Below are 21,726 nucleotides of genomic sequence, written 5' to 3' on the forward strand. Positions count from 1 at the left end.
ATGACTACCTAATGGTCAGACCACTATGGTCCGACCATAAGATCATAACCTACATTTACCTAGATTGTGAGGCCCGTCACCCAGTGGATTTAAATCCACCACTTCCATCAGCAGCACTTCAGACTGCTCTCCTCCTATATCCACGGGCGACTTTTAGTTCGAGTAAACCAAAAAACGATCCCGCAGACCAGTGGTCCGCGGGATCGTTTTTCTCGTTTTAGGAAATCTACAGTGGTATTAGGTGAGCGTCCAGGAACGCTTGGACAGCCCGAACCAAAAACCGTCGATAGCAGTTTTTGCGTCAATGCCGCCTGACGCATAAGCGGCGCCGAGCGAGACATAGAGTGGAGCCCAGTGCTCGGAGCGCGGATGGGCTTCCCGAGCGGCAGGAGCCTTATGCATGAAGTCGAGAATCGAGTCCACATCCCCACGAGCCATTGCTTCTTCGGCCCAATGATCAAATTCGGCCGAGGCACTTGGCGGGGTGACATCGGCGCCACCGGCAGGATTGAACCAACGTAGGTTGTGGGTGGTGAAGCCGGAACCGACAATCAGGGTCCCGCGTTCACGCAAGGGAGCCAAGGACTTGCCTAGCTCAAAAAGTCCGGCGGGATCAAGCGTCGGCATGGACATCTGCACTACCGGCACGTCGGCATCCGGGAACATTTCCTTGAGCGGGACATACGCCCCGTGGTCCAGTCCGCGGCTCTCATCGCGCTCTACATGGTGGCCATGAGTTGCGGTAAGTCGTTCAACTTCCAGCGCAAGATCTGGAGCCATCGGTGCGTCATAACGCACGTCGTAGTACTTCTGCGGGAAACCCCAGAAGTCATAGACCAGCTCATTTTTCTGCGAGGTTGCGCTGAGCGTGACCGGGGCATTTTCCCAGTGCGCAGAGATCATCAAAATGTCTTTGGGCTTACTGATGGTTTCTGACCAGCCAGCTAGTTCACTGGTCCAGCGGGTATCGTCGGCCAGGGGCGGTGCACCATGGCTCAAGAATAATACCGGAGGGAGTTCTGCTGACTGTGTCATAAATACAGCATATACTCACTTGATTGAAGCTTCAAGCAATTTTTGTATATCTCTACATTTCAGCGCACCCCCAAGTCGGTCAAAGTCTTACTTTTCCGACAAATGTCGGCGACAGTCGCACTGTTCTCTAGAATAGAAACCATGCACGATGAAAAGCTGCTTGCCCAGGTAGAAAAAGAATTCACCACCACGTTGCTTCGCGCGCGACAGTCGATCCGCGAACGCGCCAGAGCTATCCACCCTGATCTTCAGGCGCCTGGCTACCGAATTCTGTCATTCTTGATCCACAATGACGCCCAACAACAAGGAGCCCTCGCAGAGCACCTTGAACTGGACAAGGCCACCATCTCGCGGATGGTCAAACAGCTTGAATCAATGGGCCTTATCACTCGCACCACAGATCCGTCCGACGGACGAGCCCAATTGGTCTCAATCACCGCCAAGGCACACGAAGCGTGGAAGGCCAGCGGAAATAGCCTCCGCGCTAGACTTCACAACCGTCTTTCCGATTGGGATGAAGCGGATGTACAACGCTTCGCAGATCTCCTACACAAGATGAATGAGGACCGCGAAGACCTACGCTAGTCGTCGCTACTCAAGCAAGGCCAAAAAGTCCTCGGTATCCAAGGTGGTTGCCGAGGCCATTTGCTCCGAATCCCCCAGAACATCGTTAAAGAGCTGGGTTTTCTTAGCTTGCAGAGCCAGAACCTTGTCTTCAATCGTGTCTTTAGCAACCAACCGATACACGTACACCGGCTTATCTTGTCCGATACGGTGTGCTCTGTCGATCGCTTGAGCTTCTGCAGCCGGATTCCACCACGGATCCAACAAGATGCAGTAATCGGCAGCGGTGAGGTTAATACCGAAGCCACCAGATTTCAAAGAGATGAAAAATACCGGGAACTTGCCTGCGCTGAAGTCCTCGATTAGTTCTCGTCGCTTGGCACCGCTGGTGCTCCCATCGAGATAACCGGTCTCAAACCCAAGGTCGAGCGCAACCCCGCGGGCTTTGGCTAAGAACGAGGTGAATTGGCTAAAGACTAAAATCTTGTGCCCCTCGGCCACTGCATCTTCCAATAATGATTGTAGAAGCTCCAATTTGGCACTTGGCCCGTTGCCTTCATCAACCAGTGATGGATCCAAGGCGAGCTGGCGCAACAAGGTCAGCGACTGCAAGATCTTAAAACGGTTGGAATCAACATCTTGAACCAGTCCCAAGACTTCTTGACGTACCCGCTGAAAACGCCGGTCGTAGGCCTTACGGTGAGCCGGTTCCAGCTCGACGTGAATGACTTGCTCGGTCTTCGAAGGAAGATCCTTGGCTACCTGGTCCTTGGTACGGCGCAACACAAACGGGCGCAACCGGCTCTTTAGCCGTTGCATCCGTGCCCCCTCCCCGGAGGCAATGGGCTTAGAATAATTATCTTTAAACGCCTTGAGGCCGCCTAAGAGCCCTGGTGCGGCCAGAGAAGTCAACGCCCAAAGTTCCAAGAGATTGTTTTCAACCGGAGTGCCGGTGACGACAAACTTGCAGGGGACCTGAATCTGGCGAACCTGTTTGTACCCCTTTGAAGCGTGGTTTTTCACCATCTGCGCTTCATCCAGGATGAGCACGGAAAATCCCATCTGTTCAAACTGTTCAAAGTCCAGACGGAAAATCGCGTAGCTAGTCACTATCAGCTGTGCGTCACCGACGGTCTCGGCAACGCTGCTACGTCGCTTAGTGCTCGTTTCATTCAAGGCCGTGGTGCGCAATTGAGGAGTGAATTTCGCGGCTTCGCTTGCCCAGTTGCCGACTACCGAGGTCGGCGCGACCACCAAATACTTGGCTTTTGGATCTTCTATACGCGCCTTCTCCAATGCGGCCAACAACTGAACCGTTTTGCCCAGTCCCATATCATCGGCCAGCACCCCGCCAAGCTGATGACGACGTAAGAAATCGAGCCAGTTCAGGCCCTGTTGCTGGTAGTCACGCAAGGTGGCTGTAAAGCTTTCGGGCACGTCAACATGCTCGGGGCCTTGGGCGCCTGTCAGCTTCGCCATTGCGGCGAGCCACTCATTTTCCTGAGCCTCGATAATTCCTAAGGCCACAAGTTCTTGCCACCAGTCAATGTTCAACCGGTGCATCCGCACCCCTGAGGAAGTACTTTGCGCTAATTCGCCAGCCTCAGAGATCAATTGGCGAAGGGCATGGAACTCTTCACCGTTGATGGGAACAACTTGCGCATCGTCTAACACCAAATAGTCGTCGCCAGCACTGAGCGCACTAAACAACTCGACGAAGGGAATCTTTTTCTCGGCAAGTTTGATATCAACGTCGAGGTCGAACCAATCATTGATTGCTTCACCCACGCCAATACTGACGACCGCTTGTCCTTCGGCGCGTTTATAGTCTGGGACGGCGCTGTGCTCATCAACTTGTACGTCTGGGTGCTCACGCAACAACGGCAAGGTATCCAATACAAAGTCGATGCTCGCAGTGAGATTGAGTTGCAGGGGCGCAAAACTTCCCGTACCAGATTGAACTAATGGATTCTCCGTTCCTACCTTGTCCAAAATGCTACGCAGAATCTCTCGCTCCACGGTTCTCTGCCGAGAACCGGAGTCAACGTAGTGCCAAGAGAATTCACCGGACAGTTCGTTGAGCGAGTGACGCAACTGCAGTTTCAGTACTGGCCGAGCCGGCTCAGGAACCTGATAACTTCCGTCCGAGCTTTCTAGCGGCGCAACTTTGCGCATCCGCGGCATGAAAGAGTGGTGGAATTCCGAGATCTGCTCCGTGGGGATCTGCACCGGACCATTACGCACTAATTCAATGAGTTCGTTCGTAATTTTTGGTTCAAAGCAGGCCAAATGTAAAGCCTTGGCTTTATCCGGGCTTCCTTCGAAGAACAGTGCCGCGGCCGGTGGCATGCCCAGCGTGATCATTGAGGTGGGGAATCCTTCGGGAGCCAAAATCTTTGGTTCCAGCTTTAGACCCTGCTCATCTTCGATGAAATTCACCAGCCCCTGTGCAGGAGTCTGCGGGAAGTTGATGGGTTCTTTGGTCTTTGCCGACACCATACTAACGCCTGCGTCACGAATGCTTTTGAGGATGCGCCCAAGTTCTTCGCCGGGCAACAAGTTCAATGTCACCCAATCGTTGCCCCAGTGATCGTAATAATGGGACTCGCTCATCCGTAAGGAAATTCCGTACAGGTCCATCATGACTCGGCGCTGGGTGTCATCAAATCTTCTATCACTTGCCAGATGAGTCCAGGAGACACCGCTTTGCACCCAGGGCGAACGAGTGCCGGGTTGTGCCGGGCGCACCTTCACATCATAGGCGTCACGTTTACGGTATTTTTCGTGAACTACTGAAACTAACAAGCCAAGTGGAACGGCCTCAGTCTCCGGTTCTAGCACCGGCAACAGTGCATGCAACGAACGCTGCCAGTGAGGCACCGGACGTGGGCTGTCACCGTCATGATCTTCTAGCTTTGGATCATCGCTGACGGTGAGCTCTTCTTCCGGCGTCCGGGTCAGATACAGCCCCAACGCGGCAACGTGTTTGCATGGGCCTTCCAATTCTCCAGCCGTGCAATTAAACCGGTAGCGCACCTTTCCTTGGACAAGGTCCAACTGCATAAAGACCTCGGCATCTGCTACGTCGGCGTATACCCGGCTCATTCCTGAACTTTGCACCCAGCGATAAGGGTTTACCTCGCCGGAGCTCATGACGAGGCTGCCCTCCATCATGGTCCGAGCGGCAAAGTGCCGGTTCAGCTCGGGAAAGGTCAGGGTATATTCCATGTCCACCATTCGTTGCAGCGCAGGCCAAAGTCATTGGCCGGTACTAGTCTATTTTGTTCGGCCCGAGTATCTCGGTACGGCTAGGCATTCAGTCTGAATACTTCTAAAAACTGGCTATTTCGCAAGGACTCATGACCTGCCGGGCAAGGATTAATTTCCTGCAGAAAACTCACTGCGTACGGGATGAGCGTTTTGAATCATCGTGGATCCACGAAGCTAAGGTCCGCATTTTTGCTTCGGAAGCAGAACCGGGTTCAGTTGTATAGATAAACATGGTCTGGTCAGCTACTCCGGTGACATCTAGTGCTTCATAGCCGATCTCTAGTTCACCAACCAGTGGATGGCTGAGCCGTTTAACCCCGTCGCGGCGTTCAACGACGCGGTGGTCGGCCCACCACGTGCGAAATTCTTCGCTGTGTAGGGATAATTCACCGACCAACTGTGCAAGTAACGGGTCGTGCGGATGTCTTCCAGCGTCCAAACGTAAAGTGCCCACCATAGACGAGGCAACCTTTTCCCAATCAAGGTATCTGGAACGTGCTTCAGGATCCAAAAATGCCCAGCGAATGAAGCTGCGTTCGCGCACGGGCTTGGCCATGACATCGGTCAAGAGGAAGGCAGCCAGCGGATTCATTGCCAAGATCTCTGTTCGACGGCCTCTAATGAATGCGGGGTGTTCAGTGAAGGAGTCCAACAACGCATGTAGTGATGGGCGTACTCTTTGAGCTCGTTTGTCGAGTTTGTTGCCATTGGGATCTGCCACTGCTCTAGCGAGGTCAAAAAGATGGCGAGAGGCCGTTTCATCTAATTGCAGTGCCCGAGACAGCGCATTGAGCACCGATTGGGATGGGCGTTTATGCCGTCCTTGCTCAAGCCGCGCGTAGTAGTCCGCGCTGACCCCGGCCAGTGTTGCTACTTCTTCACGGCGCAATCCTGCGACGCGACGGCGTGGGCCACCGTCACCGCTGGGGGCGACTAGTGCTCGACGTGCCTTGAGAAAATCACCAAGTTCGGTACCGGGAGTCATCTCCAAGCTCCTTTCACCACAGGACCTGAGATTGTTCTCAATAGTAGGCAGATGAGCCAAAACTACGCACCTTGTGACCTGTTATGGCTCTGCTTCAATGCGTGCAACCTGCGTACTGACCGTACAAGTAGCAGCGATAAAAACGATGTTCTGGCTAGAAAGGGAAGCCGCCAAGCTGATCCTAGGTATGCCAGTCCTAGGATCAGCTAGGTGCTTTCCATGGCTTAAATGTCCGCACTTCTCTGATGAACTGAATAGGTACAAGAATCTCGATACTCCGCGACATCGCCTAGGAGCTGTAATGAGCACTGTCCCGCCTGACTCCAAGCTGAGCGAAGAGCCAGTAATCGAAGCCGCCCAACGTCAGCCGCTCATTGAGCGTCCCGGCGTTGCTCCGGCGGGGCTCCGTCAACTGATGAGGGATATCGGCCCGAATTACGTCTCCAACGGGATCATCGGGTTGATCTTCTCTTCTTCGGGACCAATCGCTGTGACCTTGGCGGTCGGAATGGCTGGTGGGCTCTCCGAAGGGCAATTAGCTTCGTGGGTATTCGCGATATTCCTCTCCGCAGGACTCGCAACGTTGATCATGTCGTTGATCTACCGCCAACCGCTGGGTTTCGCTTGGTCTATTCCAGGTACTGTCCTGCTTGGTCCATCGTTGCAACATTTACAGTTCACAGAAGTCGTCGGGGTATTTTTCACCTCTGGCCTGCTAATTCTTGCGCTGGGTTCTACCGGGGTGGTGCGCCGAATTTTGTCGGCCATCCCTATGCCCATCGTCATGGCTATGGTTGCGGCGGTCTTCCTCCGGTTCGGCACCGACATTGTTTCCTCCACCCAGAGCAACCTCATTGTGGCCGGACCAATGGTATTGGCTTTCCTGTTGCTCAGCGCGGTTCCAACCTTGGGTAAATATTTGCCCCCGGTGCTGGGAACCTTGGTTGTCGGTATTGCGGCAGTGGCGCTCAGCGGGCAATTTGCCTTGCAGTCAGCCGATGGCCCGATTCTGGCCTCTCCGGAATTCACCGCCCCTGCTTTCACGTGGGGCTCCCAAGTTGAACTGTTGTTGCCGCTGGTGCTGACCGCACTGGTGGTACAAAACGGGCAGGGTGTGGCAGTGTTGCGCGCTGCCGGTCACCGGCCACCTATCAATTCCTTCGCTATCGCCACCGGTGGATTTTCGGTGCTCAACGCCTGCTTCGGCGCGGTATCGGCCTGTGTCACTGGACCAACCAATAGCCTGTTGACCTCGTCCGGCGAAAAACACCGGCAATACAGCGCTGCGGTAGTTTATGGTTCGCTATCTTTGGTCTTTGCGTTGTTTGCACCGTTATTGACCCGACTTATGCTGGCAACTCCTGAAGCCTTCGTGCTGGCGTTGGGCGGTATCGCGATGCTTAAAGCTTTGCAGCAAGCCTTCGTCACGGCATTCGCTACTCAGTTCACCATGGGCGCGCTCATTACTTTTGTCGTGACGATTTCCGGGATGAACTTATTCAATATTCACGCGGCATTCTGGGGAATTCTTATCGGTTACTTTGCGTCGCGCCTCTTGGAACGCAACGACCATACGGCAGCCAAGCTACAGGTCTAGCCCCAACGTACCTAGTGCCGAAACGTCGATATCGAAAAATAAAAATCTCCGGCACCCTTCCAATCTTGTTGGAAAGTACCGGAGATTTTCTTTGAACTCTTAGCGCGTCTGCGAGTAGAACCAGGTGATGTGTTCTTCTATCAGCTGCGCGGCACGTTCGCGCTGGTTAGTGGCGAAAGCGTGATGGATCGCCTTGTGCTGGCGTCGAAGCACACGCACGACAGGCTGCCAAGATTCGTCGTTGGGAATTGATTCAGCAACATAATGGCTGATCGAGTGGCGCAAAGATTCCATCATTGACTCCACCACGGTGTTTCCCGCCATGGAGGCTAACAGCACGTGGAATTCTGCATCGATGCGGTGAAATTCCTCGCGAGATAGCTGCGCGTCATCCATGCGCATAATCAACACCGCGGTGCGATCAATGACCTGCTGCGCATGGTGTGGGTTACGTGGGGGCATCTGTGCGGCCCACGTTTCCAACAAAATACGCGATTCAACGATCTCGCGAACGTTGATACCTTTGGCAGCCAGGTGCATCCGTAGGGCCTGTGAGATTCCGGCGGCAGGGTTGGAGATGATGACGGCACCCGAATTTGGTCCGGATCCCGTTGAGGTCTTCACCAATCCCAGCACATCAAGAATTCTGATGGCATCACGTACCGAGGCACGAGAAATCTGATGCTGCTCCGCGAGCGCACGCTCGCCGGGGAGCTGGTCCCCTAGGGCGAGTTTTCCCGAACGCAGGTCAGACTCGATTGAGTCGAGGACAACTTGGTACGCACGCGGAGCTGGATTTATAGACATCAGTAGACCATTTTAGCCTTGAACTCGATTATGGAAGCATCCAGGACAGTACTGGGGTGGACTGCAGGTAAACCAGGGTGCAAAGCACCAGCAGCATACCAACGGACCAGCCAGCGACCTTCTTCAGGATGACCGACTCTTGGCCTTCCATCTTTACCGCGGTGGCGGCGATTGCCAGGTTCTGTGGCGAGATCAGCTTGCCGACCACGCCGCCTGAGGTATTTGCAGCAACCAACAGGGTTGGGTCGATTCCGGCATTTACGCCGGCGGTCTGCTGAAGCTTGGCGAACAATGCGTTAGCCGAGGTGTCGGAACCGGTCACTGCGGTACCGATCCAGCCCAAGATTGGCGAGAGGAATGCGAAGAATCCACCGGCGCCAGCCAGCCAGGTACCTACGGTGATTGTCTGTCCGGAAAGGTTCATGACGTAAGCCAGACCCAGAACCGACAGGATGGTCAACGCTGCATAACGCATGTTGTAGATGGTCTTGCCAACTTCGGCCAGTCCTTCGCCAAAGGTCATCGCATATTCACCGTTGCCGTTATTACGCGAGTAAACGAAGGCAACAATCACGCCGGTGATCAGCAACAAGGTGCCTGGCGATGATAGCCACTGGAAGTTGTAGATCGTGGAAGTTACTGGTTCGCCGGCGGCATTCAAGATGTTGCCGTCCAGTCCTGGCCAGCCGAACTTGATGTCGGTGCTAGAGAGCCACTTAGGAATATCAACGCCCAGCTTCCATAGCTTGGCTACACCGAAGATCACGATGACCAGCAGGTAAGGGAACAAAGCCATCCAGGTGTTGGCGCCATGAAGCTTCTGGTTACGCTCAACAGGTTCTGCGGCTGCTTCAGGTGTCAGTACACGCTGGCGCGCCTCATCGGCACCCTTCGGAGTCCAGAAACGAAGCAAGATAACGGCAGCGGCCAAACCAACGAGCGAAGCGACAATGTCGGTCAGTTCGTAGGAGAAGTAGGTCGCGCAAAGCCACTGGGCAATACCGAAGGAAATACCAATGGTCAGGGTTGCTGGAAGCGTCTGACGCATACCGCGCCAGCCATCGATAACCAACACCAAAATCGAAGGAACAAACAATGCCAGCAGTGGTGACTGGTGACCAACAACGGCGCCAATGTCTGCGGCCGGGATTCCGGTCAGTGCACCGGCGGTGGTGATCGGGATAGCCACGGCGCCGAAGGCAACCGGAGCGGTATTAGCGATCAGTACCGCGCAGGCTGCACGCAGTGGGGCCAGACCAAGAGCCAGCAACATGGTTGCGGTAATTGCCACTGGGGCACCGAAACCTGCCAGTGCTTCAAGCAGACCACCGAAGCAGAAGGCAATCAATACCGCTTGGATGCGAACGTCTCCGCCGCCGATGACGTCAAAGACGCGGCGCAGATCCTCGAACCGACCGGATTTAACCGTCACCTGGTAGAGGAAGATTGCCATGACAACGATCCAGACGATCGGGAAGGCACCGAAGACCATGCCCATCACGCCGGAGTTTAATGCCATCCCGACCGGCATCTGCCAGCCGAAAATTGCGATAATGATGGCAACTACTAAGGAGCCAAGACCGGCAACATGCGCCTTGGTCTTGATTATTGCCAGCAAAACAAAGAAGGTGAGAAGTGGGATCAAAGCAATAAGTGCCGAGATCGCAACACTTCCTGCTACAGGATCCGTTGTTGGTGTAAACACGGTGTGGGCGTCCTTACTCGAAGTTGGTCTGACCATATGTGGTCCGACCACCTAGCGTACAAGGTGAGGGCCATCACAACAAGTCTTGACTTATAGAAAGTTCAGCGCATAGTATGGTCAGACCACACTTCGAAAGAGTTATTACTATGCGGATTGCTCTCTTTGCCACATGCATCGTTGATGCCATGTACCCCGAAACCGCCAAGTCGACCGTGAAAATCCTGGAACGCTTGGGCCATGAAGTCGTATTTCCCAAGGCCCAGGCCTGCTGTGGGCAAATGCACATCAATTCCGGGTATATGTCTGAAGCCCTGCCTGTGGTGGAAAACCACATCAACGCCTTTGACACCGATGATTATGATGTCGCGGTGGCCCCCTCGGGCTCCTGCGTCGCTTCGGTCAAGCACCAGCACCCCCGTCTTGCGGAGCGCCTAGGTAAACCCGAGTTGAAGGAACGCGCGGTAGCGGTGGGCAAACGCACCTATGAACTCTCCCAGCTCCTCGTTGACGTTTTGGGAATAACTGATGCAGCGCAGCAGCTGGGCAGTTACTTCCCAGACACCATCACTTACCACCCTTCCTGCCACGGCATGCGTTCACTACAGCTCGGCGACCGCCAGCTGGATCTGCTCAAGACCGTGGGTGGCATCAACGTCGAGATACTCCCGGAAGCCGACCAGTGCTGTGGCTTCGGCGGTACCTTCTCGATCAAGAATGCCGATGTTTCTTCGGCCATGCTCGAAGACAAGGTGAAGAACATCTGTTCCACCGGTGCTTCGGCCTGCGCCGGCGGCGACGCCTCCTGTCTGATGCACATCGGTGGCGGACTCTCGCGCACCGGTGCCAAACCCAAAACCCTGCACCTAGCCGATATTTTGGCTAGCACCATGGAAGAGACGGTGACACTGTGACTCAGGTATTCCTCGGCATGCCAGCACCCGGACATGGCAACCTCTTCGAAGAAGAGCCATTCCCGCAGGCAGCACACCGCGAACTGGGCAATACCCAGATGCGCAAAAATCTACGCCACGCGACCCACACCATTCGCGACAAACGACTAAAAGTTGTTGGCGAACTTCCCGACTGGGACGACCTGCGCGATTCCGGCTCGGCCATCAAGAACAACGCCATGGCCAATATCGAAGAGCTACTACTGCAGTTCGAAAAGAACTTCACCGCTCGCGGTGGCATCGTTCACTGGGCGCGAGATGCGTCCGAGGCGAACAAGATCGTCACGGAACTCGTCAAGGCAACCGGGTCCACCGAGGTGGTCAAGGTCAAGTCCATGGCCACCCAAGAGATCGGCCTGAACGAGCACCTTGAAACCGAAGGTATCGAAGCCTTCGAAACCGACCTTGCCGAACTTATTGTTCAGCTGGGCCACGATAAACCAAGCCACATTCTGGTGCCTGCAATCCACAAGAACCGTACCCAGGTACGCGATATCTTCTTGAAGGAAATGCCGGGGGTAGATCCGACCCTTACCGATGAGCCAGCCAAGCTGGCCGAGGCGGCCCGCTCCCACCTTCGCAAGAAATTCCTTGCCTCCAAGGTTGCCATCTCCGGAGCAAACTTTGCACTGGCAGATACCGGAACGCTTGGAGTAGTGGAGTCTGAAGGTAACGGGCGGATGTGCCTGACCCTTCCAGAGACCCTCATTACCGTGATGGGTATCGAAAAGGTTCTGCCTCAGTGGGAAGACTTGGAAGTCTTCATGCAGCTGCTTCCACGCTCCTCCACCGGTGAACGCATGAATCCTTACACCTCGCTGTGGACCGGTGTCACCGAAGATGACGGCCCACAGAACGTGCACATCGTCTTGTTAGATAACGGACGCACCCGCGCTTTGTCGGATCGTTTTGGGCGCACCGCGTTGAACTGCATCCGTTGCTCGGCTTGTATGAATGTCTGCCCGGTCTATGAGCGCACCGGTGGCCACGCCTACGGTTCAACTTACCCAGGCCCAATCGGCGCGATCCTCTCCCCTCTGATGACAGGCATCGAAGCCGAAGATAACGGTTCATTGCCTTACGCTTCCTCACTGTGCGGCGCCTGCTATGACGCTTGCCCGGTGAAGATTAACATCCCAGAGATCCTCGTTCACCTGCGTGGTGAAGATGTGGATGCCAAGCGTGATACCCATAAGCTTCCGACCCAAATGGATCTGCTGATGAAGGGCGGTTCCTGGGCACTGGGCAAGGGCAAGAATATTGGTCTGCTTGAAAAGGCACTTCCGCTGGGCCGCTTGATGGCAGGCAAAAACAAGAAGATCAAAAAGCTTCCGGGCATTGCAGCGGGCTGGACCCAGAGCCGCGATGTCCCTGCCCCACCAAATAAGTCTTTCCGCGACTGGTGGAGTGACGAGAAGGAGTCCAAGTGAGCGCCAAAGAAGAAATCCTAGGCCGCATCCGCTCGGCACTATCCGATGCACCGGTAGCCGAGCAGACCCCGCGCGAGTATCGCAAGAGCTCGGAGATGTCAGAAGAAGAACTCATCGAGATGCTCGTTGACCGCCTGGTTGATTACAAGGCCGGTGTTGAGGTGATTGAGTCCGCACAGATTCCCAAATTCGTGGCGGCGAAACTCAAGGACGCGAACTCGGTGGTCTACCCGCACGGGCTAGAGCAGCAGTGGTTGTCTCAGCTTCCTAAGGGCATCACACAGATTGCCGATGCCCCGGGCGCCCGATTGAGCGTTGCACAGCTGGATGCGACGAGTGCGGTCGTGACCTCCTCGCAGGTTTCCATCGCCGAGTCGGGAACCATCATCCTTGACGGTGAACCAAATCAGGGTCGCCGTGCGATCTCGCTGGTTCCGGATCACCACCTGTGTATCGTTCCGGTCTCCAGCATTGTGCAGTTGCTTCCCGAAGCCATGCCACGGCTGACCATCACTCGTCCGCTGACCTGGATTTCAGGTCCTTCGGCCACCAGTGATATCGAGCTAGAACGCGTTGAGGGTGTTCACGGTCCACGTACCTTGGATGTTTTGCTGGTGCGCGGCCTGTAACCGCCAACTGTATATAAGCCTTCGTGGCCGGACCCCGTTCCTAAACTTCCAAGGGGATCCGGCCACGAGTCTTTTAATGCTCAGCACCTATTTGCCGGTAAGTGCCATGCTCTTGGGATTATCAGCCAACTGCAGCGACTCTTTTTCTACGCCCTTGCCCCCGTGATTCCTGCCGTGGCGCGAACTGCTCGGCGGACGGCGCAGTCCCGCAAGAGCGACAGCAAATACCGAGGTAAGTATCAATGCGAGCGCCGGCGCTATGGTTGTCCACGGTGCCCGTTCCACATAGTCGATACCTTCTGCGAGCAACAAGCCCCACTCGGGTTGTGGCGGTTGTGCACCCAGCCCAAGGAAACCCAGTGCTGCAAGCGCCAACGCCACTCCGGGAAGTCGCAACATCCCATGGCGCAACAATGCTGGCAGTACGGCGGGAAGCACATGACGAACCCAGATTTCGGCCTTGGACATCCCTGCTAAGGCAAGCCAGCCGATGTGCGGCATCGCTTTGGCTTCTTCAAGCAGTGAAGCGGCATGGGTAGCAAGCGGCGGCCACGTCACCCAGAGCACCGCGATGGTGACGGCCCCAACCGAAGGCCCCAGCAATGCCGCGATGATGACACCGGCCAGAATCGGCGGGGTGGCGTTGGCAATCTCCGCAGGTCCACGGGCAACTTCGCCGAATACCGCAAGTAATAGGCCAACAAGAATCGCGCACAACACGATCACGAAGGCAGGTGTCAGGGTGCTGATAGTTCCGTGAGCTACGCGGGCGAGCAGATCACGTCCACTAGCATCCGCACCAAAAGGCAACGACAGACCCGGTGGTGCCAGACGATCATGGGAGATCAGAAAAGGATCACGGGGCAACCCAAAGACGAGGATCAGCAGCAGTAAGACCAAGGCAATAACTGCCGTCCACCGGGCTATTCGGCCGTCGTTGCGTGGCTCCGGGGCAGGAGGCAATGAACCCGCTGGTAGTGCCCCGCCACGCAATAGTCGACGCAAAAAATTCGCCACCAGTCCAACACACAGCGCAGCGAACGCCATGAACAGTACCCCCGCTTGGAGCGCCGGAATATCCTGGGAATTCGCCGAGCCAAGTAGGTAGCGGCCAAGCCCGGGAATCGCGAATACCTGCTCTACGGCGACCGCCCCGCCTAGCAACCCGATGAATACCAGTCCCAGCTGGTCGATAACCGCGGCCGATGCCCTGCGGAAAACACCGGCAAGAATGACCCGATGCCCAGCTCCTGCCAATCGCCAGATCACCACCCAGCGTTCCGCGGCAACCCCGGAGATCGCATCTGCGAGCAGACGCCCGAGCAATCCCCCAGCCGGAATGCCTAAGGCAAGTGCAGGAAGGATTGCGGTGTCTATTCCTGTCCACCCATATGGAGGTAGCCACTGCAATTGCACCCCAACGACCACCAAAAATACACTGGCCAGCAGGAACTCTGGCAGGGCCGTCAGGGCCACTCCAACGGGTCCCGAACCGCGCTGCGGTACATCGCGCAGCACCCGCAACGCCGCCGGAGTGACCAGTGCTACGGTAATCATCAGCGCAACGATGACCGCAAACATGGTCAACGTGGCCGAGACGCCTACAGCTTGCAAGAGTCCTGGACCAATTTCTGTCCCGCTCACCCACGAGTTGCCTAGATCTCCCCGCAACACCGCGCTCCACCACTGCAGGCTCATGGTTATGGGGCCTTGATCCAACCCGAGCTGATCACGAATCGCGGCCAAGGCCTGCTCAGTTGGTTCCAGCTCCGCATAGCGTGCTCGCAGTATGGCGGCGGCAGGATCGGTACGCGAAAGCCAGGGTAATGCCCCGGCCACCAGCAGTAACCCCACTCCGCTCAAGATGCGCGATATGAGTCCTAGGGCGTTAGTGTGACGCACGGTGCTCCTTTCTTGCCTGGCCTGAATGCTGGTTATTCACCGTCGAGGTGAGTCTCTGCCGTGATCAGTTGCCGTTCGCGTGGATCACGCTGGGCGTGATGCACGCGAGGCGACTCGCCTTGGATCACCCGTTCATGGAGCAACGGGATTGCCGCATCGGTGCCCAATACGCGGGCCTCGGCCAGCATAATTGCCTGTTGGCGTTCTTTGCCTGCAGGAGTTTTTGCCGCGTCGGATATCGCCTGATCAACGTTTGTGTCGCAGAGCTGGGAAATGCCAAATCCGCCCTCACAGCTAAAGTCTGAGGCAAGGTAGGCTACCGGGTCCCCGGAGTCGAGCACCGTGGCACGCGAAAGAATGAATGCATCAAATTTCCCGTCGAGGGCATCAGCCTCAATGTATTGGTATTCACGGACATCTTGCTGCACCTCGAAGCCGGCAGCTTCCAGTTGTTGCTCTAGCATCACCGCGACCTCGGGCAATTCGGCTCGGTCGGTGAAGGTTCCCAGCGTGATCTGCACACCATCAACCTTGGCCGGTTGCGCTCGTTTGCCCAGCGCCGCGGTATAGCCCGGCTCGCCGCGATGCAGCTGCGCATAGCTGAGCGCCGGTCCGAGCAGTCCCTCGGCAATATCGGCACGCCCCTCATATACGGATTCAACAATTGCCGCCCGATCGATCGCCTCGCGGGCCGCGGCGCGTACCGCCGGGTCCGCGAACGGACCGCTGTCGGTGTTCAGATACAGCGTATTAGTGCGGGGCATGGGCACATCGGTGAGCAGCTGCTGGTCAATGGACGCGGCCTGTCCGGCAGGGATCGCCTCAACCACGTCGGCGGTGCCGGTGCGTAGCGCGGCTGCCCGGGCAGTGCCATCGGGTACAAACTGTACGTCTATGCCCGAGGCTTGGGCAGTTTCACCCCAATAGTCATCAAAACGATCTAGTGATGCGCCGCTGACCCCATCCACGTCAACTAACTCGAACGGCCCGGTTCCGGTGCCTTGGGGATTCACTGTTTGCGGGGTGTACGCAGCGTCATCAAAGATGGCAAGCTGTGGGCTGGAAAGCCGTTGCGGTAGCAGCGGGTCCGGGCTGCCGGTGGTGATACGCACGGAGTTTTCACCGCCGCTGCGCACGGTGAGTTGAACTCCATCAAGGATCCGCGGCACCGGGGTGGAGTCGATAGCTCGCTGCAGCGAGTTCACTACCGAGTCGGCGGTCATCGGCTGACCGTTGTGGAAAGTGACTTCCTCACGAATAGTAAATATCCAGGTGAGGTCATCTTCTTGGGTCCACTGTGTGGCCAGTGCTGGCAACGCGTCACCGGCCACGTCAAGGTTCACCAAGGTTTCCGCGGTGGACCACCGGGCGAGCTTAAATGCATCATCGCTGAGCGGGTTCATTGCCGAGCGCGGAGGTTGCATGTGCGCAACCGAAATGCGGTCATCGGTAGCTTGATCGGTGCTAGTTCCGCTGGCGAAGCATCCGGTCAGTGCAAGCGTTGCGGCTAGGGGAAGCAGGAGGTAGGTGACGGGTTTTAGTCTTATTCGTGGCATCTGTGTGGTTTTCCTTTGTCTAACTTAGAAGTCTGGGGTCGGCGGGTGCAGGGTCAGCATCCCGGTGCAGCGTTGCGCAAAATGAGGATCATGGGTCACCATCAGCAACGCGATATTCGATTGCTCGGCGCTGTCTAATAACGCGGTTAATACCGACTCGCCGGTGTCCGGATCCAACGCGCTGGTTGGCTCATCGGCCACCAGCACGGCGGGTTGGACCGCGAGGGCCCGAGTGATGGCAGCTCGTTGCAGTTGCCCTCCGGAGAGCTGGGCTGGGTGCCGGTTCAGCAATTGCGGGTCAAAGTGGGCAAGTTCGGCAGCTTCCAACATCAATTTTTCGCTCATGGTGCTGTCGGTAAGCCGCTTGATGGCCTGCTCAATCGAGCTGCGAATTGTCCATCTCGGGACAAATGCTGCGGCCGGGTCTTGGGGTACACCCTGCACTAGGTGACGCCGGCGCCGGTCCGGGCGCAGCTTGGTGTCTGCCCATTTTTTGCCTTGCACGCAGACCTGGCCATTGGCTGCTGCATGAAGTCCCAACACCACCTGAGCTAGCGTGGATTTTCCGGCGCCGGAGATCCCTACGAGTGCTAATGACTGGCCCGCATGAACGGCGAAACTCGTTTCGGCAAGCACCTGAAGGCGGTGGCGTCCGTGACCGCGGTTAGCCCGCACGCGGGAAACTTCAAGTATCGGCTCGCCCCTCATGCGTTCTGTTCCGGGGTACCTATGGCGAGCTCACACATTTTGCCGTCGTCAATAATTAGGTGGCGGGTGGCTAACACGCGAGCGACGGCCCAATCGTGGGTGACCACCACCATCGTCTGTTGCTTCCCAAGAACCTGGTCGAGCAATCGCAGGGTCTGGTCACGAGACTCATGATCTAGTGCGCTGGTTGGTTCATCTGCGAGAATCAGTGGAGCCTCGGTGAGCACCGCGAGCGCTATCGTTGCACGCTGGGCCTGACCTCCCGAGAGTTCCGCTGGGCGTCGCCGTCTGAGTTCCGGATCTCCCAACCCGACCGCTTCCAGAGCCTGGCCTACCTGCTCCAAACTTTTGCCTGATACCTTGGCCAATTGGCGTTCAAGTTTCGACAATGGATGCAACGCATCCATGCCCCGCTGCGGGATAAAAGCAATTTTGGTGAGGGAGCTCGTGCGCTCACCGGTGAAGGACAGCCCCGCGGCCCACCGTCCACTGAGCGTAGCGAGCAACAAGGATTTACCACTTCCCGACAAGCCGGTCACCACTACACGCTCCCCGGCAAAGAGCTCTAGTGCCTCAATATCGAGCAAGGGTCGCTGAATACTGTCAGCGTGCACTCGCACGTTACGCAAGCTAATGGCAGGTTCTCCCCTGTCCGGACCGCAGGCGTATTGATCGCTACTTTCAGAGGTAGCCCCAAGCTGTTGTACCGCTTCCTTGATACTCATAATGAGAATCATTATCACTTAGTGATTGAGGTGTGCGCAAATCTTGGTTTCAAGTGACGCCGGAAATTTTAGCCTTGATCCCAAAGGCCTGGCGTTGAGTGGATTCATGGTTAATTCAAGTCAGAACGTATTTTCTGTGACTACTCACTGCCTAATTCAGGATTGAATACCTCCAGTGCACGCCTGGAAATAATCGTTATTCACGAGACGTAGGATTCCTTGAGAACAACGAGTAAAGGCCCGATTTCGGCGGCCATTGACACTTCCCTTTTGTAAGCTTCCGGCTCATGAGCGCCATTCGGATTACGGCAAGATGCTAGATCACCCCAGCACTCGGGCAAAGTAGGTTAATTGAACATTCCGTCATTCTTGCTCCAGGAAACCAAATGGCATAAAGGATAGTACAAAATGCTTAGGGAAGTTGCCCGACAAGCACCAAATTTTATGGATCCCTAGTTCAAACATCGATCGACGAAGTTATGCAAACCGAGGCGCGTCAGGAACTGGCCGTGATCAGCGATCTATCACGAAGGTTCTACAAGGCGTGATGACTACGGTGCGAAAGTGCCGCACCACGGGGGGCCATGGCCCCCGAGCCGCAGACGACAACGTGGCGATGACTACAGAACCAAAAAAGTGGTCCTCCCCGTTGTTTGTGCAACTACTGTCCCACCACGAAGTTGGCCAGGTCAGATTCGATATTCTTCTTTGCTTCAAAGACCGATTGCACCAAACCAGCGTCATAGGCCTGACGGAACCGCACCGGTGGAACCGAAACGCTCAAACCCGCAATTACTTCACCGGCACCGTCGCGCAAAGCCACGCCCAGCGCGTTGGTTCCAGCTTCGGTCTGCTCAAAGTTCACCGAAAAACCAACGTTCCGCGCGGCCATAAGATCTTGCTCCAGACCAGCGAACCAGCTCTCGTTGAGCGGCTTCTGCGAAATCTTTGATTCGCGTACATATAGTTCTCGTACTGTCACTTCGCCCAGCTGAGACAAGATCGCTTTGCCCGCCGAGACCGCATGTGCATCCATGACCTCGCCTTGGCGGTCCCCCACCCGCAATGGCCTTGAGCCTTGGACGGTAGCCAAAAACCTGACCTGCGTTCCAGCGCGCACCATCAGGTTAACCGTTTCATCGATTTCCATGGAAAGTATCTTCATCTGCGGCAAGACTCGTTTGCGTAGTTCGGCAGTCCACGACATGCCTGCAGGGGCAACCCCGAGTGCCGGGCCTGGAATGTATCTTTGTGCAGCATCTTGGGCCGCAAAGCCGCGGTAAACCAGCATGGACAGTAAACGGTGAGCGGTAGACCGGGATACGCCAAGTTCCACGGCAGCATCGCTCAACCGCAGTGCCCCAAAGTCACGCAGCAACTCAATGAGCGCCAACGCGTTGTCCACCGATTCGATGGGATACGCCGGCGGTTTACGTCGAGGTTTATTAGGCTGCATAGTTTGAATTTTACGACGGAACCTCGGGCATCACGAAAGGGCGAGGTGAATTGCTCTCGCTCACTATCGGGCCAATCAAAAGCTGTTTCGCCCAGTGCTCTAACCACTTGGTTTTTCACCTTCTTCGCCGGAGAGTGAAAGCGCAATTGCACGGCGGGTCGAGGAACGCTTGCCAGATATTCAAAAGAACCGCCGGCGCGGTGGCAAAACCGTATTCCAGCGTTCAGTCCAAACAGCTTCAAGCAACAGCGAGCCAGTACTTTGTTCTGCTTCTCCGGCAGGTGAGCCACTTACCTCTTTGATTCCAGTCTTCCGAACGGATAATTGGGGTCACCTTCAGGATTCTGTTCCGCAAGGCAGAACTCCATAGCTAGGTTGTGCCTTGGAACACTATGGTCAGTAGGAGTTCAGCACGCCAAAACTTCAGGAGTTGCATCATGCAGTACTACGAAAATGGATATCACCCCGGCGACCCGGAACTTCAGCCAGCTAACCCAGCGCTGGAGGACTCGGAGACGATCCCCGAGCAGGTTGATGTTCTCGTAGTAGGTACCGGCCCGGCCGGTGCGGTGCTCTCCGCACAGCTCTCCGAGTTCCAGGAAATCTCTACCCTCATCGTGGAGCGTAACGCCGAACCGCTTAAGCTCGGCCACGCCGACGGCGTCGCATGCCGAACCGTGGAAATGTTTAACGCCTTCGGCTTGGCAGATCGGCTAATCCGTGAAGCCTACGCGGTGAACGAGACCGTCTTCTGGCGTCCGGATGAAAATGAACGCGAGAATATCTCGCGCAGCGGCAGAGTAAAAGACGTTGCCGAGGGACTTAGCGAATACCCGCACCTGATTGTTAATCAGGCTCGTTTGCAGGAATTTCTCTTCGAGAAAATGGGGAAAAATCCGAGCCGTCTCGCGCCTCACTATGGTGTTGAGCTGCTCAGTGTCGAAGACACCGAAGAGGTCGACTACCCGCTGCGAGCGCAGCTTCGTCGGGGCGGCGAACGGGGTGAAGAATTCACCGTGCAGGCCAAATACATTGTTGGTGCCGACGGCGCCCGTTCAAACGTACGCCGTTCCATGGGCATCAAGCTCGAAGGCGATGCTAAAAACCATGCGTGGGGCGTGATGGATATTCTTGCCACCACCACCTTCCCTGACATTCGTTTCAAGGCTGCCATTCAATCGGCAGACGGTGGCAATATCTTGTTGATCCCACGCGAAGGTGGACATATGGTCCGCCTATACGTGGATCTTGGGAAGCTTGACCCCACCGACCGCGAAGCACGTAGTCGCTTCACCTCGGATCAACTCATCGATACGGCACGTCGCATCATGCACCCGTACACCTTGGACGTCAAGGAAATCGCCTGGTGGTCTGTCTACGAGGTAGGTCAGCGACTAGCCAGCCGCTTCGACAACTTGACCGCCGATTCGGCCGAAGATACCGAGCCTCGCATCTTCATCGCCGGGGACGCTTGCCACACGCACTCGGCCAAGGCCGGCCAGGGCATGAACGTGTCCATGCAGGACGCCTTCAACCTTGGTTGGAAGCTGGCCGCGGTACTTCGCGGACAAAGCCCACAGTCTCTGCTGCGCACCTATTCTCAAGAACGTCAGGTTATTGCTCAGGAACTGATCGACTTTGACACCAAATGGTCCAAGACCATGTCCACTGCTCCGAAGGACCCAAATAATCCTGAAGCTGGTGGCATGGATCCGGAGGAAGTTCAGGCGCAGTTCGTTCAGGGCGGTCGGTTCACCGCAGGGTTCGGAACGCAATACACGAAGTCTTTGCTCACCGGCGGCACCACCCATCAGCACCTAGCTGCTGGCTTCCCGGTAGGCGAACGTTTCTATTCCTCACCAGTCACGCGGATTGCTGATGCCCACCAAGTCGGGCTCGGACACACCGCCAAGGCTGACGGCCGCTGGCGACTGTACGCGTTCGCCGATCAGAACGCCTCCGGCGCTTCACCGAAGTTCGATGCACTGATGGAATTCCTAGCTCAGCACGCGCAGTCACCGTTGAATGCTTTCAGCGCAGCCGGCACAGAATCCGCGTTTGATCTCAAAGGAATTTTCCAAGGATCCCACACCGACACTACGGTGGCGCAGCTACCAGCGGTGTTGTTGCCCAAGGTCGGTTCTTTGCAGCTCACCGACTACGAAAAGGCCTATTGCTCAGAACTTGTTGATGGCCAAGAAATTTTCGAAGCCCGTTCAATAAGCCGTGAAAATGGCGCTTTGGTCGTAGTACGTCCAGATCAGTATGTGGCACAGGTTCTTCCACTGACTGCAACCGCAGAACTTACCGAGTTCTTCAGCGCGTTCATGAACCCTGCGCTGGTCAAGATCTAATTCTTGTAAGTTCATTCATGGCCCGAGCCGTCATCTGACGGCTCGGGCCATGT

At 56.1% G+C, this 21,726-nt stretch carries 16 protein-coding genes; 6 read left to right on the forward strand and 10 right to left on the reverse strand.

Going from position 1 to position 21,726, the window contains the following annotated elements:
* Window positions 1-237: 237 nt before the first annotated feature.
* Complete coding sequence (locus CQ011_RS14535; RefSeq protein ID WP_105678426.1) at window positions 238-1,035, reverse strand: dioxygenase family protein; 798 nt, start codon at window positions 1,033-1,035, stop codon at window positions 238-240.
* 141 nt (window positions 1,036-1,176) lie between these two features.
* Between CQ011_RS14535 and CQ011_RS14540 the strand changes: the two genes are divergently transcribed.
* On the forward strand, window positions 1,177-1,620 hold the full coding sequence (locus CQ011_RS14540) for a MarR family winged helix-turn-helix transcriptional regulator (protein ID WP_181148135.1): 444 nt from the start codon (window positions 1,177-1,179) through the stop codon (window positions 1,618-1,620).
* A gap of 6 nt (window positions 1,621-1,626) precedes the next feature.
* On the opposite strand, the gene CQ011_RS14545 is transcribed toward CQ011_RS14540, so the two are convergent.
* Both CQ011_RS14545 and CQ011_RS14550 read right to left on the reverse strand, forming a co-directional pair.
* The gene (locus CQ011_RS14545) at window positions 1,627-4,827 is read right to left on the reverse strand and encodes a DEAD/DEAH box helicase (RefSeq protein ID WP_181148136.1); all 3,201 of its coding nucleotides are present in this window, start codon (window positions 4,825-4,827) and stop codon (window positions 1,627-1,629) included.
* A 169-nt stretch (window positions 4,828-4,996) separates the two neighbouring features.
* A complete protein-coding gene (locus CQ011_RS14550) occupies window positions 4,997-5,854 on the reverse strand; it encodes a helix-turn-helix transcriptional regulator (RefSeq protein WP_105678429.1) in 858 nt (285 codons plus the stop codon).
* 301 nt (window positions 5,855-6,155) lie between these two features.
* Here CQ011_RS14550 and CQ011_RS14555 point away from each other — a divergent pair, with 301 nt between their 5' ends.
* Window positions 6,156-7,451, forward strand: a complete 1,296-nt coding sequence (locus CQ011_RS14555) for a benzoate/H(+) symporter BenE family transporter (protein WP_105678430.1) — start codon at window positions 6,156-6,158, stop codon at window positions 7,449-7,451.
* Window positions 7,452-7,550: 99 nt separating this feature from the next.
* Here the strand turns inward: CQ011_RS14555 and CQ011_RS14560 are convergent, their stop codons facing one another.
* Both CQ011_RS14560 and CQ011_RS14565 read right to left on the reverse strand, forming a co-directional pair.
* Window positions 7,551-8,258, reverse strand: coding sequence for a FadR/GntR family transcriptional regulator (locus CQ011_RS14560; protein ID WP_105678431.1), 708 nt, complete (start codon window positions 8,256-8,258; stop codon window positions 7,551-7,553).
* A 28-nt stretch (window positions 8,259-8,286) separates the two neighbouring features.
* Window positions 8,287-9,999: an L-lactate permease gene (locus tag CQ011_RS14565; RefSeq protein ID WP_105678432.1), complete on the reverse strand. Its 1,713-nt coding sequence runs from the start codon at window positions 9,997-9,999 to the stop codon at window positions 8,287-8,289.
* A gap of 110 nt (window positions 10,000-10,109) precedes the next feature.
* Between CQ011_RS14565 and CQ011_RS14570 the strand changes: the two genes are divergently transcribed.
* Genes CQ011_RS14570 through CQ011_RS14580 form a run of 3 tightly spaced genes read left to right on the forward strand, consistent with a single transcriptional unit; the run spans window position 10,110 to window position 12,972 of the window.
* Window positions 10,110-10,874 (forward strand): (Fe-S)-binding protein, encoded by a 765-nt coding sequence (locus CQ011_RS14570; RefSeq protein WP_105678433.1) that lies wholly within the window; start codon window positions 10,110-10,112, stop codon window positions 10,872-10,874.
* A 17-nt stretch (window positions 10,875-10,891) separates the two neighbouring features.
* Window positions 10,892-12,343: a LutB/LldF family L-lactate oxidation iron-sulfur protein gene (locus tag CQ011_RS14575; RefSeq protein ID WP_105678536.1), complete on the forward strand. Its 1,452-nt coding sequence runs from the start codon at window positions 10,892-10,894 to the stop codon at window positions 12,341-12,343.
* Entirely contained in the window at window positions 12,340-12,972 is a 633-nt protein-coding gene (locus CQ011_RS14580; protein WP_105678434.1) for a LutC/YkgG family protein, read from the forward strand. Before CQ011_RS14575 ends, CQ011_RS14580 begins: the two co-directional genes overlap by 4 nt.
* Window positions 12,973-13,059: 87 nt before the next feature.
* Here the strand turns inward: CQ011_RS14580 and CQ011_RS14585 are convergent, their stop codons facing one another.
* From CQ011_RS14585 to CQ011_RS14605, 5 genes are all read right to left on the reverse strand, one after another.
* The gene (locus tag CQ011_RS14585; RefSeq protein ID WP_105678435.1) at window positions 13,060-14,874 is read right to left on the reverse strand and encodes an ABC transporter permease subunit; all 1,815 of its coding nucleotides are present in this window, start codon (window positions 14,872-14,874) and stop codon (window positions 13,060-13,062) included.
* Between the two features lie 32 nt (window positions 14,875-14,906).
* On the reverse strand, window positions 14,907-16,430 hold the full coding sequence (locus CQ011_RS14590) for an ABC transporter substrate-binding protein (protein WP_105678436.1): 1,524 nt from the start codon (window positions 16,428-16,430) through the stop codon (window positions 14,907-14,909).
* 24 nt (window positions 16,431-16,454) lie between these two features.
* Entirely contained in the window at window positions 16,455-17,138 is a 684-nt protein-coding gene (locus CQ011_RS14595; RefSeq protein ID WP_181148139.1) for an ATP-binding cassette domain-containing protein, read from the reverse strand.
* A complete protein-coding gene (locus tag CQ011_RS14600; RefSeq protein WP_105678437.1) occupies window positions 17,135-17,863 on the reverse strand; it encodes an ATP-binding cassette domain-containing protein in 729 nt (242 codons plus the stop codon). Before CQ011_RS14600 ends, CQ011_RS14595 begins: the two co-directional genes overlap by 4 nt.
* A 661-nt stretch (window positions 17,864-18,524) precedes the next feature.
* Window positions 18,525-19,319, reverse strand: a complete 795-nt coding sequence (locus CQ011_RS14605) for an IclR family transcriptional regulator (RefSeq protein ID WP_105678438.1) — start codon at window positions 19,317-19,319, stop codon at window positions 18,525-18,527.
* A gap of 437 nt (window positions 19,320-19,756) precedes the next feature.
* Between CQ011_RS14605 and CQ011_RS14610 the strand changes: the two genes are divergently transcribed.
* Window positions 19,757-21,673 (forward strand): FAD-dependent monooxygenase, encoded by a 1,917-nt coding sequence (locus CQ011_RS14610; protein WP_105678439.1) that lies wholly within the window; start codon window positions 19,757-19,759, stop codon window positions 21,671-21,673.
* The last annotated feature ends 53 nt before the right edge of the window (window positions 21,674-21,726 follow it).

Origin of the sequence: Arthrobacter sp. MYb213 (assembly GCF_002979915.1) — a bacterium.
Classification (GTDB): Bacteria; Actinomycetota; Actinomycetes; order Actinomycetales; family Micrococcaceae; genus Glutamicibacter.

What these genes read in the sequence shown, in the direction of transcription:
- CQ011_RS14575 (WP_105678536.1), top strand. Translation starts at nt 10,892, where the DNA reads ATGCCAGCACCCGGACATGGCAACCTCTTCGAAGAAGAGCCATTCCCG.
- CQ011_RS14600 (WP_105678437.1), bottom strand. Translation starts at nt 17,863, where the DNA reads ATGAGTATCAAGGAAGCGGTACAACAGCTTGGGGCTACCTCTGAAAGT.
- CQ011_RS14590 (WP_105678436.1), bottom strand. Translation starts at nt 16,430, where the DNA reads ATGCCACGAATAAGACTAAAACCCGTCACCTACCTCCTGCTTCCCCTA.
- CQ011_RS14605 (WP_105678438.1), bottom strand. Translation starts at nt 19,319, where the DNA reads ATGCAGCCTAATAAACCTCGACGTAAACCGCCGGCGTATCCCATCGAA.
- CQ011_RS14560 (WP_105678431.1), bottom strand. Translation starts at nt 8,258, where the DNA reads ATGTCTATAAATCCAGCTCCGCGTGCGTACCAAGTTGTCCTCGACTCA.
- CQ011_RS14570 (WP_105678433.1), top strand. Translation starts at nt 10,110, where the DNA reads ATGCGGATTGCTCTCTTTGCCACATGCATCGTTGATGCCATGTACCCC.
- CQ011_RS14535 (WP_105678426.1), bottom strand. Translation starts at nt 1,035, where the DNA reads ATGACACAGTCAGCAGAACTCCCTCCGGTATTATTCTTGAGCCATGGT.
- CQ011_RS14610 (WP_105678439.1), top strand. Translation starts at nt 19,757, where the DNA reads ATGCAGTACTACGAAAATGGATATCACCCCGGCGACCCGGAACTTCAG.
- CQ011_RS14595 (WP_181148139.1), bottom strand. Translation starts at nt 17,138, where the DNA reads ATGAGGGGCGAGCCGATACTTGAAGTTTCCCGCGTGCGGGCTAACCGC.
- CQ011_RS14555 (WP_105678430.1), top strand. Translation starts at nt 6,156, where the DNA reads ATGAGCACTGTCCCGCCTGACTCCAAGCTGAGCGAAGAGCCAGTAATC.
- CQ011_RS14550 (WP_105678429.1), bottom strand. Translation starts at nt 5,854, where the DNA reads ATGACTCCCGGTACCGAACTTGGTGATTTTCTCAAGGCACGTCGAGCA.
- CQ011_RS14540 (WP_181148135.1), top strand. Translation starts at nt 1,177, where the DNA reads ATGCACGATGAAAAGCTGCTTGCCCAGGTAGAAAAAGAATTCACCACC.
- CQ011_RS14545 (WP_181148136.1), bottom strand. Translation starts at nt 4,827, where the DNA reads ATGGAATATACCCTGACCTTTCCCGAGCTGAACCGGCACTTTGCCGCT.
- CQ011_RS14565 (WP_105678432.1), bottom strand. Translation starts at nt 9,999, where the DNA reads ATGGTCAGACCAACTTCGAGTAAGGACGCCCACACCGTGTTTACACCA.